Genomic DNA, 15685 nt, shown 5'->3' on the forward strand with positions numbered 1-15685 from the left:
TTAGGATTGTTAAAGATTATTCAGAATACGTGTCTCGTCCTTGACAGGGTAGAGGTCGCTGGTTCGAGCCCAGTCGGAATCATAGCCGAAACCCTTGCGCAGCAAGGGTTTTTTATTTTTTATTGAAACAGCTCTAGAGGCTTACATTATTCCAGTAAGAAGGGCAAGGAAATGGCATTGATTGCTATTATGCACTGAAAACCAAAAATTCGTCAGACCGTTCCTAATGAGTTCTCCAGATAGTAACTGCGGATCGAAAACAAAGTGAAACTTGAAGCGGTATTAAAGTAATAAAAAGGTCCCTTGAATTTCAAGGGACCTAAAGTTTCAATCATCACTCTTATACCTTTGGGGGATCTTGTCTCTCCAGTCGAGTATAAGTTTTTTGTATTTTACTGTCTCCATGGAGCTTCTATCGTTTTCATTTTCTGTATAAAGGTGTTCTATGACTGTTTGATCTTCTTTTATATATGCAATGGTTGTATTTAGTTGAATCTCATATTCTTCAGAAGAACCATCCAATACATCTTGAATCATTTTCAAGTATTCATCAGCTTCATCTACCGAAACAATGTCTTCAATGAAATCAGAAAAGTATTCTAACTCTGCAGGGAGAACCACTCGTAAGTATCCTAAATGGTCTCTTTTACATTCAAATAATATTCCATAATAAATTCAATCATTCCCTTGGTTTTTTATATAAAGGATATGCAGTAGCTATTGAGCCATCTTTATTAATATACATCTCTACATCTAATACAGCCGATATGGTTTAGCGACTTTTTGTTCATCAGAGAGAAGGTAAAAATCCCATAAAATGTGATTGGGAGAATATAAATTAAGTCCTTTATATAAATCTCTTGGAAGAGAAGATATTAGTAGCATGTTAGCATTATTAAGTCCATTATTATGGGTTTTTTTATTACACTCTTTTTCTGCAGTTTATACCACTTCAATTTATCTTTCATCAAAAATGCGGTCGATCGATTCAGTCCATGTATGGTTTGAAGACATACGGCATTTACGGACTAAAAACGAAAGCGAAGATAGAAGTGAAATTGAAATTAATAAAAGAAGCCCTTCTTAAAAAAGGGCTCTTTTTCTAACTATGTTGTTTAAGGTGCTTTTTAATTTGTTCAGTGACTTGCTTAAGCCATTCTAATGGAGTTATATCATCTTCAGGATCATCTTCAGGAAAGTATATGCCATCCGCTGCTTCCTCTATAAATTCATTCTTGTCTTCTTCTGAATAATCACTATTTACAAACTCAGTTAGTGCTATTAAATCTCTTTCTTTTAGTTTTTGTGATGCTTCATTTAAATATTTATCAAGTGCATTTGCCGGAGACTCTATTCCTTGGTGGAAATGTCCACCGAGAAATCTAAATACAGGATCAGAAACTTTAATTTCAATCATTACTTATCACCACCAAGAAATGAACTTCAAATCTGAGAAATGGTGCGTATCGTTATTCTATATAACTTTCTGCTATATCAATATCGTTTGTCATTTCTAAGTCAGGGCACTTTTCATCTAATTTTTTTAAACAATTAATAAGTTCTTTACTGTGCAAACTTTCAGCTAAATCTTCAAATACCTCACTGACCCAATATAAATCTGCTTTATTACAATTTTCTAGATAGCTGATTGTATTTTCTTCGTTTTCTGAAAGCACTTCAATTATTTCATCCCAACTTTTTTGAATGCCATAGTCATCATTAAGATTAAGTTTTTTTCTTTTAATTAATATATCTTTCATTTTTTTCTCTAAATTCATATTGATTCTCTTAACTAAGAAGGGCTAATATTTTCATATTGCTTTTCCTATTGTTACATCTCCATCATGGAAAAATTCAATAACATAACCAGATTCGCTGAACATGAAGGTATCTGAACCTACAGCAGTTACATCATCAATTACGTTTAAGGCGTTGTCTAAGCTGGTTTTTACAGCTGGATAATCACCGTAAGCCCAAAGGAGAATAACAGTTTTATTATCTATTTTATTCTCAACTAACCATTCATCAATATCTTCAGCGTAATCAATAGATCTGTGATAAGTTACTTCATCCCATTTAATTCTTCCCCATGATGTGAAGGGGAAACTTTCGCCAAGATGCTCATGATATTTACGTGTCTCAGAAATAGTGAGGACTTCTTTGTTATCTCCAAGAGCTTCTAGACATTCTTCGTATAAGGTCATATTAACACTTCCTATTTATTTAAATGTTTTAAAAGGGATTTATAAGTATCTTCGTTTCCGTTAAAAGGTATATAATATTTCTTTGCCTTATCTCCTTTTCCATTTCTATAATCCTCAACATTTATATGAGGTCCCTTTTCGGGATCATAATCTAATCTCCAAAGGACTTTATTATCTTCAGACATTCGGCCAGTAACTTTACCAAAGCCTGCGCTTTTAGATAAAGTACCTATAAAAGGCTTTGAATCTATTCCTAAATCACCAATTAGATTTAGCGCCTCATTTCTAGCTTGTTCATATGTGTCTACCTTTGGAAGCGCAACTTCTCTTGATTTTTTGGAAAGGCCTTTTTTAACTGCCTTGTTTTTTGATGACTTACCATTGATTGATTTAAAGAGTACCCTATCTTTAGTGGAATCGGCTATTCCTTTTAGGAGTGGTGTATTTTTTACGTTAATAGTATGCTCAGCATCTTGAAGGATTCCTTCTAATGCAGGAGTATACCGATTGACAGGAGATTTGTAAAACTGTTTTACAGACTTTCCGCCTTTCTTAATTGTGCCGCCAACTTTAGCAAGATCTTTTGAGCCTGTTGAGACAGAGGACTTTCCGCCTTTCAATAACAGAAGACTTCCGCCCAGGTAAGTAACATAGTGCATCCGTGTATATGCATCCCCGTGAATCATCTTTTTATCCCAATCATCCTTCAATGTGTCAACCATACTTTGAAAGACACCTAGATAGTCATATTCCAGAACAGTATCCAGAACTTTTTGAGGATCTTTGTTTAAGTTGTCAATTGTCCAACCGATATTCCGTCCGAGTTGAAGTGCTCCTTCACCGGTATCCTTGGCAAGATCGTATACACCAACAAGCAGACCTTTGGCGCCATCACCTATGATTTGCAATGCTTCTTTTCCGTTATCCATGAAAGCTTTACGCTGTTCCAGAAATGAAACAAATTCAAGCTGTTCAGGGGTGAGATTCTCATAGCCAACCTTTTTGGCGATTTCTAAGTATTCATCCGGGTCGGTTACGCCATCAGCCAGCTTTTTCTTCAGATCCTTGATTTCACGCTCTTTCGCTTCTTCCTTTTTAATCGTCAAATAGGCATCCGAATGTCTTGCGATATCGCCTTTTTTCTTATGTATGTCGCTTTCACGGTACGCCTTAGCGTTGTAGTGAAGCGGCGTGGCACCTTTTCCTTTGCCCGTGGCGTTTTGAAGTTTCTGGAAGTCAGCTTGGATGAACTGTTCGTTCGCTTCGGTTTCTGCGTATTCTTTCGTTAGATCGTGATCAAGTTTGCCGAGTTTATGTATCGTTTCGCTTCTTTTTTTGTCAGCTGAAGAAAGCTTCTGATCTGTGCTTTCGGTTGAAAACAATTCGAGCGAGATGATGCCTTCGATCTCTCCGAGGATGGACCCCATGTCCTTTTTCTGCTCTTCCATAATCGCCTTTGATTTACTAAGGGCGTGGGTGAGCTCGTGCTCCAGAAATGATTCCTCCACATGCGAATTGGAAAGTCCGGCGTCTTCGACCTTGCCGGGAAGGCTTGTGAGAAATGCGATTTTCATATCGATCAGATCAAGCCAGCTGTCTGTGACGCCGGCGTGGTCCTTGAAAAACGCTTTGATATTGTCAGCGCCCCGGCCTGAGAAGTCGCTGTCACCGAGATCAGCCATGCCTTGAAAGGCTTTTTTTAGATTGACCATTTGGTTGCGGAGTTCTTTGTATTCGTTTGCGCGTTGTTTGGCGGCAGCGAGGAGGGTGGTTGCTTCGAAAACTTTCATGACCATATCCTTTCATTCGAAATACTTCAACAAGATTTTCATGGAGGAATGAGGAATAAGGTCAATGTACTATCTAAAATGGTAAAATGAATCATTTGACCCACTTCTTTGTCCTTGTAATTATGTGATTAAGCATTTGAGAAGAGAGCTTATGGATGAGAAACCGGAGTGTAGGGAATTACTCGGCAGCGTTTGAATTAAGTGAATTGGAAAGATTAAGCCGGTTAAAAAGGCTGGAACATATTTTTAGATAATGAATTGTAGTGTGTAAAAGATGAAAATGGCGTAATTCAAGATGCAGGTGAGTTATTAACCGGAATTGATATATTAACGGAAAATAATGTATAATGTACCAGGCAGCTTTGAACTCATTGAAGGTGATGAACATGAAGAAATGGAAAGTTTTTATAAGATAAATCCTGACTGAAGAGACTTAATTGAATGAAAATTAACATAAGTCTATTTACCCTGTTCTTTTTAGGAGGAAGGTATGTAAATATTAACAATAATTGAAATCGCATTAGTGGCAACTGTATTAGGTTTATTTGCATGGACTTTTAAAAAAGAGAAAAATACTGATGAAGATGTATTCAATTATGCTAGATATATGATTTATTTGCTTGTAGCTGAAGTTGCATTGTATGTCGTGTTTCAGATGGTTTAAGTTTAAACACGTTTTTACTCTAACAAAGAGAGATGTGAACAATGATAAATATCTTAACTAATATCTTAAAAAATGACAGATTAGATGAATACCCATTATTACATAGAGAGTCCCGATTTCTGGGGTAGTATATAGTGTTCTAAGTGATGATAAGGGCTTAAAAGAAGTATATTTAGAGAAGAAGAGTTTATTGGAATGAGATGGATGGCATTTGACTAAAAAAATCAGAGACAGAATGCCCCGTTTTAACATATAAATCTAATGATTAAACACTGGAGGTTTTTGTATGAATAAAATTACCAATACTGGCAAAATGCAAGATATTGGTGGTATTAAGCTCTATTACGAATTTTTTGAAAGGCAAAATGAAAACATTACAGTCATATTTGAATCAGGGTACGGATGCCCTTCTGCTTCTTGGGACCCTATAAAAGGTGAAATTTCAAAATTTGCGCAATTTTTCATCTACGATAGAGCAGGTTTAGGAAAAAGTGAAAAAGACGATAGACGAAAAGACAGCAAGCAGTCTGTTGAAAATCTTCGTACCCTTTTACAAAATGCGAATATTAAACCACCATATATGCTCGTAGGGCATTCATTTGGAGGAGCAAATGTAAGATTATATGCTTGTACATATCCAGAAGAAGTAGCAGCGGTTATTCTCTTAGATTCCTGCCATGAAGATCAAAACAAAATTATGCCACCACTATTCAGTGAAGAAACAAGATCTCTTTACCTTAATCAATTTTCGGTAGAAGGTTCTTTAAGTGAAATTCAAGATAGTTTTGAACAAATAGACAAATGCACATCATTAGGAGATATCCCACTTATAGTTGTCAGCGCTGGTTTACAGTCTTATCATACAACTGAATCCTTCGCTGCGTGGAATCTATTTCAAAGAGACTTTCTGCGTTTATCAACAAATAGCAAACATATTGTTGTGAAGAATGCATCACACGGTCTACATGTTGATCAACCCCAGATTATTGTTGACATTATTAAAGATACATTGAAAGAGATACAAAAATAAGTTTAGTTAAAAGCAGTAGATGAGGGCAGTCTTGTATTGGTTAGAATAGGTAGCAATCCTTAAACACCGTATCAAAAGCGGCTGGATTGCACGGAATGGAAAATTCTATAAAGCAATATATTTAGACGTATCGAAATAATTTCTTAGAGGAGAAAGCTTATGAATTTACTTAATTGGACTTACATTATATCTACAATTATAGGAGCTGATGGGTTCATAAGTTTATTGTGGTTCTCTTATTTTAATGATAAAGGTGAAAAATAAAGCAGAGCATTGGGTTAAATTTGTATATTGACTATGAAGATCAACGCTAAAAAGTAAGGGGGGGATTAATGATGACAGAAGATTTTTATTGCGATGAAGTATTAAGCGGAAAAACAAAAGTAAATAAAGTTTTAGAAACCGAGAATGTATTGGCGTATCATCATACAAGACCTTTTTGGCCGGTGCATATTGTTGCTATTCCTAAAAAACATATCTCTTCTTTAATCACTTTGGAAGAAGACGACAATGAACTTTTACTCGAGTTGCTGGGTGTGATTAAAAAGGTTGCAGCGAAGGTGACAAAAGAAAGTGGTTCTTGCAGGGTGCTTACAAACTTAGGAGATTATCAGGATTCAAAGCATCTGCATTGGCATATAGCTTCAGGAGATCCATTGAGATAAAAGAATCCTTTTAAAGTGAAAATAAATTCCAAAGAAACTCCAAGGAGCAGTAAATAGCCAAAAATTGAGGATATAAAATGAAATTGTATAATGAATTTATAAATATAGCTAAAACTCTTAATAAAGAGTTAGACATTACTCCATTATTATATGGCTCTTTAGGTCTTGAAAAGGTAACTGGGTTGAACTTTTCACCAGAAGATATTGACATCCTTATTCCTTTAATATTTTTAGAGGAACAGTGGGAAAAACTTAAAAAAATTATGGAACTGCAAGGATATAAATTGGTTGATTTACATGAGCATGAATTTAGGAAAACTAATACTAAAATAGGCATTGCTTACATTGAGGATTTAAAACCATTTGCAGATGTAGACTATCATAACCTAGGGGTTTTTGAAGATGACGGAGCGAAATATCATTTGCTGACTATTGATGATTACCTCAAGGTTTATAATATGTCTTTATTAGATGGATATAGAAGAACAAAGAAGAGTAATAAAGATCAAAGTAAAATTAACATATTGAATAAACTGATACAGTATTAATTAAATATTTGTACATTAACATGGCGGCAAAACCATCACCTCTTCAATCCATTTTTGCATCTCTTCGTTTGGAGTTCAATAAAGAAATATCGGCCGCATACTTAAGACCCCCCTCACCATTAACTTTGAGGGGGTCTATTTTATTTATCTTATTAATTTGAAATATGCGTTGACCAGCAATTCATATTCAGAAAGATCAATTGTTTTTAGATTCACCGTTCTTTTTGTTCTCGGCAATCTTTTTGTCGACTAAATCACTTTGTTCAGGTTGAATCGGTTGTTAGAACATCATGTGATGCACCTCCTTTACAAAGCATACACACATATGAGAGGGCTGAAATTCACCCGTATGAATTGGGATACGGCGGCCCAAACGGCTTTTCGCATGGAACCAACATGCGGCAACTGGTCAACAGCTTTAGAAACTTCATCTTAACAGGGAAGTGCGGCAAGCATTGGGAATATAAAGGAATATAGGCTTACAGCTATGAAGGATTTATGAATATCCGTCAGATGGCGGTGTCGTGACAGTTTGAATGCGGGTGTATGGAACTTCCCATTCATCCGGAGTTATGTCAGGGGACGAAAAGACTTTTATGGAGGAGGAAGCGGAATGATTGAATTTACACGGCCATCATCTATGAAGAAAACATGCACGATGCACCCGGAAAAGGAATCTGTCAGATCGGTTTCGTTTACTGATTTTAACGGCAATTCTGTAACAGTAACCCTTTGTCAAATGTGTCTGGCTGAATTAAAAATGAAAGCCGCGGCTGAATACAGGAGCATGACCGAGGAGCGGGCCAAACAGAATCGTTTCAAGATTGGTGATCATGTGTATTTAGAGCATTTGGGAATAGTCAGCGAGATAAAAAACATGGAAGGCGTTCAAGTGGCAAACAGGACAGACGCAGACGGAGTCCGGAAGGCTACCCCTAAGGAAATCGCAGAATACAAAAAACAGGGGAAGCAATGACGGTGAAAAAATTATTCAGTCAATCATTTATCAGTTGTGTTACTTATGGGAGCGGCGGCCGTTGCGCCGCCTGCTTCCGCGGCTTGGTCCAGATGGCAAAATGAATTCGGGTAGAGCGGCCGGGTGTTTTACGAATGCCGCGACATACACGGCCGGCGTATACAAGAAGCACAGCGGCGGCGGGCTGAATGATACGAATCTGGTGCCGCAGGGCGGCTCCGGCAAGAAACCAAACGCTGTATCACACGGGTTTTTCTCGAAATATCTGCCGGAAGAAACACTATCCATTGAAGAGATTCAGGGGTGTTTTCAATTAAATTTTCAGCTGATTTCCTAACTGTCATGGACAACATCTCACAGGAAATATATTGACTTTCATCCTGTTTGTAATGTTAATTAGAAGATGTATACAAAATCATTTTAATGAGGAGGCCTGAATGTGAAAAATAAAGCGGGAATACAAGTTGGAATATGCATTGGACTTTTATGTTTAAGCTTTACCGGTTTCAATCCTTTATTCGGCTCAGCGCATGCTGAAGCGAAGTCTATAGAAGACACAAAAATGACAAGCTGTATAACGAATCAGAAATTTGTTCAGCTTGAGAAAAAATTTGATGCCAGGCTTGGGGTTTATGCGATTGATACAGGTTCAAACAAGACAATTGCTTATCGGCCGAATGAACGGTTTGCTTACGCATCAACCTATAAAGTTCTGGCCGCAGCTGCTGTTCTGAAGAAAAGCTCAAATGAAAAACTTAATGCCATCATCCGCTACAGCAAAGACGATTTAGTTACATATTCTCCAATCACAGAAAAACACCTGGATACAGGCATGAGCCTGAAAGAAATCTCAGAAGCCGCTGTCCGTTACAGCGATAATACCGCCGGGAACCTATTGCTGCAGCAGCTTGGCGGCCCTAAAGGTTTTGAAAAGTCATTGAAACAGATCGGGGATCATGTAACGAAAGCTGATCGGTTCGAGACGGATCTAAACTCGGCGATTCCCGGGGATCGTCGTGACACAAGCACCGCAAAAGCACTGGCAACTGATCTTAAGACTTTCGCTTTGGGTAACACTCTAACGACTGACAAGCGCACGATCTTAACGGATTGGATGCGGGGCAACGCTACCGGCGACGAACTGATTCGGGCAGGCGCTCCTGCAGGATGGGAAGTCGGCGATAAATCCGGAGCCGGAAGCTACGGCACACGAAACGACATTGCGATCGTTTGGCCGCCTGACAGAGTCCCAATTGTTTTGGCAATCCTGTCAAACCGGTTTACGGAAGATGCCAATTATAATAATGCTCTTATCGCTGAAGCTGCAAAAGTCGCTCTTAATGCTCTTAAATAAACATTGCCGTTCATTTTTTATGGACGGCTTTTTATTTGTTGAGAATGCGGTATGCCGGTTTCGATGTTATAATGTAAAGCCATAAAAAGATGGGAAGAGGGGGAGTTTCGATGCATTACATAACGGCATGCTTAAAAATCATCAGTGATAAAGACCTTAATGAAATAATGAAGGAATTCAAAAAACTTGAGGAAGAAACGAACAAAGAAGAAGGCTGTATTCAGTTCCATGCTCATCCGCTCGAACCATCAGAACGCAAAATCATGCTTTGGGAGATTTGGGAAAACGAAGAAGCTGTTAAAGTCCATTTTACGAAAAAACATACAAAAGACGTTCAAAAACAAGAATTAACGGAAGTAGAATGGTTAATGAAAAGCAATGTGAATGAGTAAAAGGCTTTGTCTATTGTTGGCCGACTCTGCCGACAACGATCATCAGTTTCATTCACTAAAACCCTTGCTGTGCAAGGGTTATTTACTTTGAAAAGTTCTTTATTTCGCAGTCTTTTTATGGGTAAGGAACAGGCTTGGAATGAAGATGGCCGCAAGGATGATGACGGATACTAGGAATCCGGCATGGTAGCCTTTTAAACTGTTCGGAATCGTCGGCTGCAATCCTTGTATGACAGTTGCGGTAACGGTTGCGATCACAGCTGACCCAAAGCTGGAACCGAGGTTTTCAATCATATGAATACCGACACCCGCTTCCGGAAGCTGCTTGCTGTCAAGGCCTGTATAAGCGTCACTCATTAATGGGAGCATAATTCCTCCAAAACTGGTGCCGCGGATAAATAATACGACGGAAATCCAAATCATACTTGTGTTATCGGTGATAAAAATAAGCGGGATAGATCCGATCAGCGAAAGAACAAGACTGACCGTAACCACGTATTTCGCACCGATCTTATCAATCATTTTTCCGATCAGCGGACGAGTCATGAGCATTCCGACTCCTTGAGGGATTAAAGCGAGTGCTGCTCCGACTGCCGTGAAATGACGAATGTTTTGAAAAAACAGCGGAAGTATTAACATCGGCCCCATGATGGCAACATTCGCTAAGAACAACCCGATCGAAGATGATAAGAAGCTCTTGTTTGCAAACAAATTCATAGGCAGCACGGTTTGGTTTTTCTTGATCAGATTATATACAAGATAAATGGCTGCTGAAACAAGACCGATGCCCGCCCATAAAATGGTGTCGCTATTGTTAAATGATGCATGATCCGCCGCTTTTGTAATAGCGTAAATCAATGCCGCGCTCATTAATGACAAATTGATAATCCCGAAAATATCGAGTTTACGATCTTTGTTGAATGGTTCAAAGTCTGGAATGGTTTTCATCATAAGCGGTGCAGCAATCAAAACGATGAACACGTTGATGTAAAAAATCCAATGCCATGAAGCGCCTTGGACGATGAAGCCTCCGATGACAGGTCCTAAGATCGGGCCGAAGATCATAGGGGTGCTGACGATTGCCATCACTTTTCCCAGGTTTTCCGGACCTGCCGTTTTAACCAAGAGTGTTGACATAAGCGGAGTCATAATGCCGGCGCTGAATCCTTGAAGCAAACGAAAGAAGATAAAGTTGGAAACGTCACGGCTCATCCCCGCAAAAACAGAAATGACACCAAAGGCGATGACTGAGCCGATGAAGATTTTCTTACCGTTATATTTGTTCATAAGCCAGCCGGATACGGGTACTGCAATCGCAAGTGCTAAGACATAGCCTGTAACGGACCACTGAATGGTATCCAATGTCGTGTTGAAGTCTTTGGTCAGTTTGTCGATGGCGATGTTTACCATCGTAGAGTCAAGCATTGGAGCGATTGCTCCCAGTGCAATAGCCCAGGCGGCTGTGAGAACTTCTTTTGGCAGCCGAAGTTCCTTTCTTTTATGTGTTGACATATTATTCTCCTCTCAAAATCGCTGTATTTGTTTCCTTGTCAACAAAATAATAGAGTGATTTTGTTTCTTTGTCAACAATAAGAGAGATATAAAAAGGCAGCCCGTTTTCATGGAGCGGGGCTGCCTATGGTTTTATTCCGATTTGATGTCTGCACCAAGTTTCTTTATTTCTGAATCCAAATGCCTGCTGTATGTTTCCACGAAGTTCAGCATCGTGTCAAATTGTTCATCGGTTACTTGTTCAAACACGATTTTGTCGCGTTCTTGAAACTCTTTGTGCAATTCCTCGTGAATTTTATAAATGACTTTTCCTTGCTCGGTAAGCCTGAAATAGATTTCTTTCTTGTTAAGCGGCTTCTGATAGCTTTCGATAAGGCCTTTATTGATAAGCTTCTTCGTTAATTTACTTATGGCGCCTCTTGTCATATAAAGAGACTCCGCAAGTTTTGTCACATTGGCGTCTTCAATTTTTTCGATGAATTCGATGCAATGCACTTCAGAAGGTTTATGCCCCTTAAGGCTTTCTTCCATCTTCAGCCTATTCAGCCACACCATCTTGTTAAAAAAGTCCCTGAAATCCGTGAGGAGCTGTTCTTTTTTGTCCATGGCCCGTCCTCCTGCTCGGTGGTGCTTACACAATATTATAAAATTTTTGTTTCTTTTTCAACAATCGTAAAGTTATTATTTAGGAACTGAGAGATAGTGCGCAGAAATAAGAAGGAGGGGGAACAGAAGAAGTATTCTATTTAAAAAGCGGTTTTTTAACCGAAACGTGGGTTTTCGGGTATTTTTCTTTCCGTATTCGTTACTTTCTCAGTTTCATAACAGGCTAACTCTACAGCCTTATAAAAAAGCAGGCTGCGCAATGAGCCTGCTTGAGATTCGCATCAATCATTTTCCTGTTGCGGCGTCATAAAAAGCGTCAATTGCGGTTGTGTATTTCAAGACGTTTTTAGACACTTTGGCGGTTGCGCCTAATGGATACGCGTCTGACAGAACGCTGGAGTGAGCCTCGGGCTCCCAGTAAAATACGCCGGTTCCTTTGCCGTTCGGAACCGCTTTCACCAGTTTTATGGTGTCTTTTATGGTCCAGTAGGAATCTTTCGGATTATTTTCATCTCCGCCCAGTTCAACCACCATGACTTCCTTGTTGTAGCGTGAGGCGATGTCATTCAAATTAGATGATAATTGGCCGGTGAGCTCCCAGTACGGCTTACCTTCCCAATAGGGATAGAATGAAACGCCGATGATGTCGGTTTTTCCTCCGTTTTTAAAGAATTGATCAAACCACCATCTGAATAGGCTGTTGTCCGTGCCGTGTGCCAAATGGCTGATGACCTTGGTGGCCGGGCTGACGGATTTCACGGCGTCATAGCCTTTGTTCAGTAAGGCGGTCAATTTGCTGAAATCGTTCGTGCTGCCGTCGGGCAGTAAAATTCCTGAATTCATTTCATTCCCTACTTGCACCCAATCAGGGGAGATGCCGTGATTTTTAAGTTCTTTCATGACATCGTACGTATGGTTATACACGGCTGCCTGCAGCTGGCTGCTTGAATAGCCGGTCCATTGGTTCGGCTTGATCTGGTGGCCGGGATCAGCGAACACATCACTGTAATGGAAGTCAACCATTACCTTCATTCCTAACGCTTTTGCCCTTTTGGCCGCCGCAAGTACGCCCGCTTTGTCACTATAGCCGAGCATGGTCCATGTTGTGCCGTCTTTCAGCCAATAATAGCTGCTTGGCGGATTCACAAACACTCTCAGTCTCACGGCATTTATTCCGTGATCTTTAAGAATCTGCAAGGCATCTTTCTGTTTTCCGCCGTCATCCAGCCAGCGCACACCTTCATCCTCCATTTGTTTCAGCCATCCTATATCAGCGCCATAGGCAAACGGGGCATCCGCTTTTGCTTTAGGAGACTTCTCAAAGAATGTAAAAGCGGTGAAAATGAGAGAAAGACAGATTGCGTTTACAAATACACGTTTCAATCGGTTTTTGAACATCACAATACCTCCTGATAAAAAAGATTGTTGATTGATTTCACTCTGAATGTTTCAGCTGCCATTCTCCAATAACGTCGTGAAACGCTGAAACGCCTGAATTCCTTCGGATGTCATTTTAAAAACGCCTGCATCGGTCAGCGCGCGTAAAAATACATTCGCGGTTTCTTTTTGTAAAACAGCGGCTGCATTTTCCGGTGTCACGTCTTCATCCGCTTTGATGTTTTCAGCCCACGGAAGATGAATGTCTTTGATGTCATGAGGTTCATTCAGTAAATACTTTTTCACTTCTGCCAGCTCATCTTTCAGGCGGGGAGGTAAAACGGCGAGCCCCATCACTTCAATCAGACCGATATTTTCTTTTTTGATGTGATGGACATCTTGATGCGGGTGAAAAATGCCATCCGGATAATCTTCGGAGGTGCGGTTGTTTCTGAGAGCGAGATCGATTTCGAAATCCGTTCCCCTGCGTCTGGCAATCGGGGTGACGGTATTATGGGGTTCATTCGTCTTCGCGATGATGCTGACGGTTTCGTCTGAATATCCCCGCCACTTTTCAAAAACATACGCAGCGGCATCTGTCAGCAAATCCGGATCTTTTGCGCGAAGGCGGATCACTGATACCGGCCACTTCACGGCTTCGGCCTGAACGTCTGGAAAATGACGCATATGAAAAGGGTAGAGGGAACCCGCTTTTGCCATCGGAAACTCATGGGCGCCGCCTTGATAATGATCGTGTGAAAGAATGGAACCCCCTACGATCGGCAAGTCTGCGTTTGATCCCGCGAAATAATGCGGGAAAATTTCCGTAATGGCCAGAAGCCTTCTGAAGCTGTCGCAGCTGATTTTCATCGGCTTGTGCACGCTTGAAAGAAAGATGGCATGCTCGCTGTAATACGCATAAGGAGAGTATTGAAAACCCCACTGTTCTCCCGCTAAGTCAAGCCTGATGATGCGGTGGTTTGAACGGGCGGGGTGATGCGGTGTTCCGGCATACCCCTCGTTTTCCATACAGAGCAGGCATGTCGGATACCGGTTTTCCGGACTGTTTTTTACCGCGGCGATGTCTTTAGGGTCTTTTTCGGGCTTTGATAAATTAATGGTGATGTCCAATTCTCCAAAAGGTGTTGGTGAGCGGTACACGATATTTTTTCGGATGGCCCGCGTCTTAATATAGTCGTTGTTTTGGCTCAATCTATAAAAATAATCTGTTGCTTTTTTCGGGCAATCTGATAATAATTCGCTGAATGCGGCATTGATCAGAGAAGGGGCCGGTGTGATCACGTCCATGATTCTGCTTCCCAGCATGTCTCTTTCAGCCGGCGTATCGTTTATGATTGACCGTTTTACCGCGTCTTTCACCATTTCGTCCACATAGTGAAGCCTGTTTTGTTTCTTGATATGTTTCGGTTCTGCATAATCCGTCAGTCCGAGCAGATCGAGAAGTCTGTTTCTTGTGTAAATCACATCTGTTTCATTAATGTCGCCTAAGACAGTGCTTTCTTTCAGAAACCCTGCCACTGATTCAAAAACGTCAATGACCGCCGCCTCCATTTCATTTGTCCTTGTATCCGTTTGGATGATGCCGATGCCAATTCCATGCTGACGCAATGATTTCCGATATGTCCGTTTGTTTCGGATTCCAGCCGAGAATGTTCCGCGCTTTATCGCTGGAAGCGATGAGGGTGCTTGGATCACCGGGTCTTCTTGCGGCCGCTCTTACTTTTATGTCTCTTTTGGTCACTTGCCGGGCCGCTTCCGCCATTTCTGATACGGAAAACCCGGTGCTTGATCCTAAATTGAAAATGCCGCTGTCTCCGCCGTTTTGCAAATATTCCAGAGCGAGAATATGAGCATCGATTAAATCGGAAACATGGACATAATCGCGGATGCACGTGCCGTCTTTTGTATCATAGTCAGTGCCGAATATCAAAACCTCCTCGCGCTGACCGAGCGCGGTTTGTAAAAGGATAGGGATAAGATGGGTTTCCGGATGATGATCTTCTCCGATGGAACCGTCCGTTTTCGCGCCGGCAACGTTAAAATACCGAAGCGAGACATATTTTATGCCGCAGGCGGTTTCACACCACTTCAGCATTTTTTCTGCCATGAGTTTTGATTCGCCGTATGCGCTTTCCGGCTTTTCCGGCATGTCTTCTGTGATGGGCACTTTTTCAGGTTCGCCGTATACAGCGGCGGATGAAGAAAACACAATGTGTTTCACCCCGAATTCCTGCATGACCTCCAGCGTAATTTGTGTACCGTACACATTATTATTGAAATATGAAAGAGGGTCTTTCATTGATTCGCCCACAAGGGATTGAGCGGCAAAATGGAGAACGCCTGTTACGTTCTCCTTCGCAAACACAGAGCGAAGAAACGGTTTGTCACGGATATCTCCATAGTAAAAAACTGCTTTTTCATGGACAGCTTTCCGGTGGCCTGTCTGCAGATGATCCACAGCTATCGTTTTCAATCCTTTGTTTAATAATTGATCAACCGCATGAGAACCGATATAGCCGGCGCCGCCGAGAACGAGAATCGCCATG

At 40.6% G+C, this 15685-nt stretch carries 16 protein-coding genes and 1 pseudogene; 7 read left to right on the forward strand and 10 right to left on the reverse strand.

The window, feature by feature from the left end; all coding sequences use genetic code 11:
* Positions 1-327: 327 nt before the first annotated feature.
* From NYE38_RS06220 to NYE38_RS06240, 5 genes are all read right to left on the reverse strand, one after another.
* Positions 328-621 (reverse strand): hypothetical protein, encoded by a 294-nt coding sequence (locus tag NYE38_RS06220; protein ID WP_017417552.1) that lies wholly within the window; start codon positions 619-621, stop codon positions 328-330.
* A 481-nt stretch (positions 622-1102) separates the two neighbouring features.
* Positions 1103-1417, reverse strand: coding sequence for a contact-dependent growth inhibition system immunity protein (locus tag NYE38_RS06225; protein WP_017417554.1), 315 nt, complete (start codon positions 1415-1417; stop codon positions 1103-1105).
* Between the two features lie 52 nt (positions 1418-1469).
* On the reverse strand, positions 1470-1778 hold the full coding sequence (locus tag NYE38_RS06230) for a hypothetical protein (protein ID WP_017417555.1): 309 nt from the start codon (positions 1776-1778) through the stop codon (positions 1470-1472).
* Between the two features lie 33 nt (positions 1779-1811).
* Positions 1812-2204 (reverse strand): hypothetical protein, encoded by a 393-nt coding sequence (locus tag NYE38_RS06235; protein WP_014417478.1) that lies wholly within the window; start codon positions 2202-2204, stop codon positions 1812-1814.
* Between the two features lie 11 nt (positions 2205-2215).
* Positions 2216-3994 carry a T7SS effector LXG polymorphic toxin gene (locus NYE38_RS06240; RefSeq protein WP_025649605.1) on the reverse strand — a complete coding sequence of 593 codons (1779 nt, stop codon included), beginning with the start codon at positions 3992-3994 and terminating at the stop codon, positions 2216-2218.
* Positions 3995-4944: 950 nt separating this feature from the next.
* Here NYE38_RS06240 and NYE38_RS06245 point away from each other — a divergent pair.
* From NYE38_RS06245 to NYE38_RS06275, 7 genes and pseudogenes are all read left to right on the forward strand, one after another.
* Positions 4945-5688: an alpha/beta hydrolase gene (locus NYE38_RS06245; protein ID WP_017417557.1), complete on the forward strand. Its 744-nt coding sequence runs from the start codon at positions 4945-4947 to the stop codon at positions 5686-5688.
* A gap of 332 nt (positions 5689-6020) precedes the next feature.
* Positions 6021-6353 (forward strand): HIT domain-containing protein, encoded by a 333-nt coding sequence (locus NYE38_RS06250; protein WP_014417482.1) that lies wholly within the window; start codon positions 6021-6023, stop codon positions 6351-6353.
* Positions 6354-6430: 77 nt separating this feature from the next.
* The gene (locus tag NYE38_RS06255) at positions 6431-6901 is read left to right on the forward strand and encodes a hypothetical protein (RefSeq protein ID WP_017417559.1); all 471 of its coding nucleotides are present in this window, start codon (positions 6431-6433) and stop codon (positions 6899-6901) included.
* A gap of 613 nt (positions 6902-7514) precedes the next feature.
* Complete coding sequence (locus NYE38_RS06260; RefSeq protein WP_017417560.1) at positions 7515-7877, forward strand: hypothetical protein; 363 nt, start codon at positions 7515-7517, stop codon at positions 7875-7877.
* A 232-nt stretch (positions 7878-8109) separates the two neighbouring features.
* Positions 8110-8178, forward strand: a pseudogene (locus tag NYE38_RS06265) (hypothetical protein); the annotation flags it as partial.
* A gap of 132 nt (positions 8179-8310) precedes the next feature.
* Positions 8311-9231 (forward strand): class A beta-lactamase, encoded by a 921-nt coding sequence (gene bla / locus NYE38_RS06270; RefSeq protein ID WP_139068257.1) that lies wholly within the window; start codon positions 8311-8313, stop codon positions 9229-9231.
* Between the two features lie 89 nt (positions 9232-9320).
* Positions 9321-9623 (forward strand): putative quinol monooxygenase, encoded by a 303-nt coding sequence (locus NYE38_RS06275; protein ID WP_223255052.1) that lies wholly within the window; start codon positions 9321-9323, stop codon positions 9621-9623.
* Positions 9624-9722: 99 nt separating this feature from the next.
* On the opposite strand, the gene NYE38_RS06280 is transcribed toward NYE38_RS06275, so the two are convergent.
* The 5 genes from NYE38_RS06280 to galE form a co-directional block, all read right to left on the reverse strand.
* Entirely contained in the window at positions 9723-11135 is a 1413-nt protein-coding gene (locus tag NYE38_RS06280) for an MDR family MFS transporter (protein WP_017417563.1), read from the reverse strand.
* A 132-nt stretch (positions 11136-11267) separates the two neighbouring features.
* Positions 11268-11741, reverse strand: coding sequence for a MarR family transcriptional regulator (locus tag NYE38_RS06285; RefSeq protein WP_017417564.1), 474 nt, complete (start codon positions 11739-11741; stop codon positions 11268-11270).
* A 285-nt stretch (positions 11742-12026) separates the two neighbouring features.
* Entirely contained in the window at positions 12027-13139 is a 1113-nt protein-coding gene (locus NYE38_RS06290; RefSeq protein ID WP_017417565.1) for a glycosyl hydrolase 53 family protein, read from the reverse strand.
* 51 nt (positions 13140-13190) lie between these two features.
* Positions 13191-14690 carry a UDP-glucose--hexose-1-phosphate uridylyltransferase gene (galT, locus tag NYE38_RS06295; RefSeq protein ID WP_017417566.1) on the reverse strand — a complete coding sequence of 500 codons (1500 nt, stop codon included), beginning with the start codon at positions 14688-14690 and terminating at the stop codon, positions 13191-13193.
* 1 nt (position 14691) lies between these two features.
* On the reverse strand, positions 14692-15684 hold the full coding sequence (galE, locus tag NYE38_RS06300) for a UDP-glucose 4-epimerase GalE (RefSeq protein ID WP_017417567.1): 993 nt from the start codon (positions 15682-15684) through the stop codon (positions 14692-14694).
* Between the last annotated feature and the right edge of the window lies 1 nt (position 15685).

The sequence above is a fragment of the Bacillus sp. EU63 genome, from assembly GCF_038592915.1.
Taxonomy (GTDB): Bacteria; Bacillota; Bacilli; order Bacillales; family Bacillaceae; genus Bacillus; species Bacillus velezensis.

Bases quoted from the DNA above. Each gene is read 5' to 3' on its own strand.
- NYE38_RS06280 (WP_017417563.1), bottom strand. From the start codon at position 11,135: ATGTCAACACATAAAAGAAAGGAACTTCGGCTGCCAAAAGAAGTTCTC.
- NYE38_RS06225 (WP_017417554.1), bottom strand. From the start codon at position 1,417: ATGATTGAAATTAAAGTTTCTGATCCTGTATTTAGATTTCTCGGTGGA.
- NYE38_RS06250 (WP_014417482.1), top strand. From the start codon at position 6,021: ATGATGACAGAAGATTTTTATTGCGATGAAGTATTAAGCGGAAAAACA.
- NYE38_RS06240 (WP_025649605.1), bottom strand. From the start codon at position 3,994: ATGAAAGTTTTCGAAGCAACCACCCTCCTCGCTGCCGCCAAACAACGC.
- NYE38_RS06290 (WP_017417565.1), bottom strand. From the start codon at position 13,139: ATGTTCAAAAACCGATTGAAACGTGTATTTGTAAACGCAATCTGTCTT.
- galT (WP_017417566.1), bottom strand. From the start codon at position 14,690: ATGGAGGCGGCGGTCATTGACGTTTTTGAATCAGTGGCAGGGTTTCTG.
- NYE38_RS06260 (WP_017417560.1), top strand. From the start codon at position 7,515: ATGATTGAATTTACACGGCCATCATCTATGAAGAAAACATGCACGATG.
- NYE38_RS06255 (WP_017417559.1), top strand. From the start codon at position 6,431: ATGAAATTGTATAATGAATTTATAAATATAGCTAAAACTCTTAATAAA.
- NYE38_RS06235 (WP_014417478.1), bottom strand. From the start codon at position 2,204: ATGACCTTATACGAAGAATGTCTAGAAGCTCTTGGAGATAACAAAGAA.
- NYE38_RS06275 (WP_223255052.1), top strand. From the start codon at position 9,321: ATGGGAAGAGGGGGAGTTTCGATGCATTACATAACGGCATGCTTAAAA.
- NYE38_RS06245 (WP_017417557.1), top strand. From the start codon at position 4,945: ATGAATAAAATTACCAATACTGGCAAAATGCAAGATATTGGTGGTATT.
- galE (WP_017417567.1), bottom strand. From the start codon at position 15,684: ATGGCGATTCTCGTTCTCGGCGGCGCCGGCTATATCGGTTCTCATGCG.
- NYE38_RS06285 (WP_017417564.1), bottom strand. From the start codon at position 11,741: ATGGACAAAAAAGAACAGCTCCTCACGGATTTCAGGGACTTTTTTAAC.
- NYE38_RS06230 (WP_017417555.1), bottom strand. From the start codon at position 1,778: ATGAATTTAGAGAAAAAAATGAAAGATATATTAATTAAAAGAAAAAAA.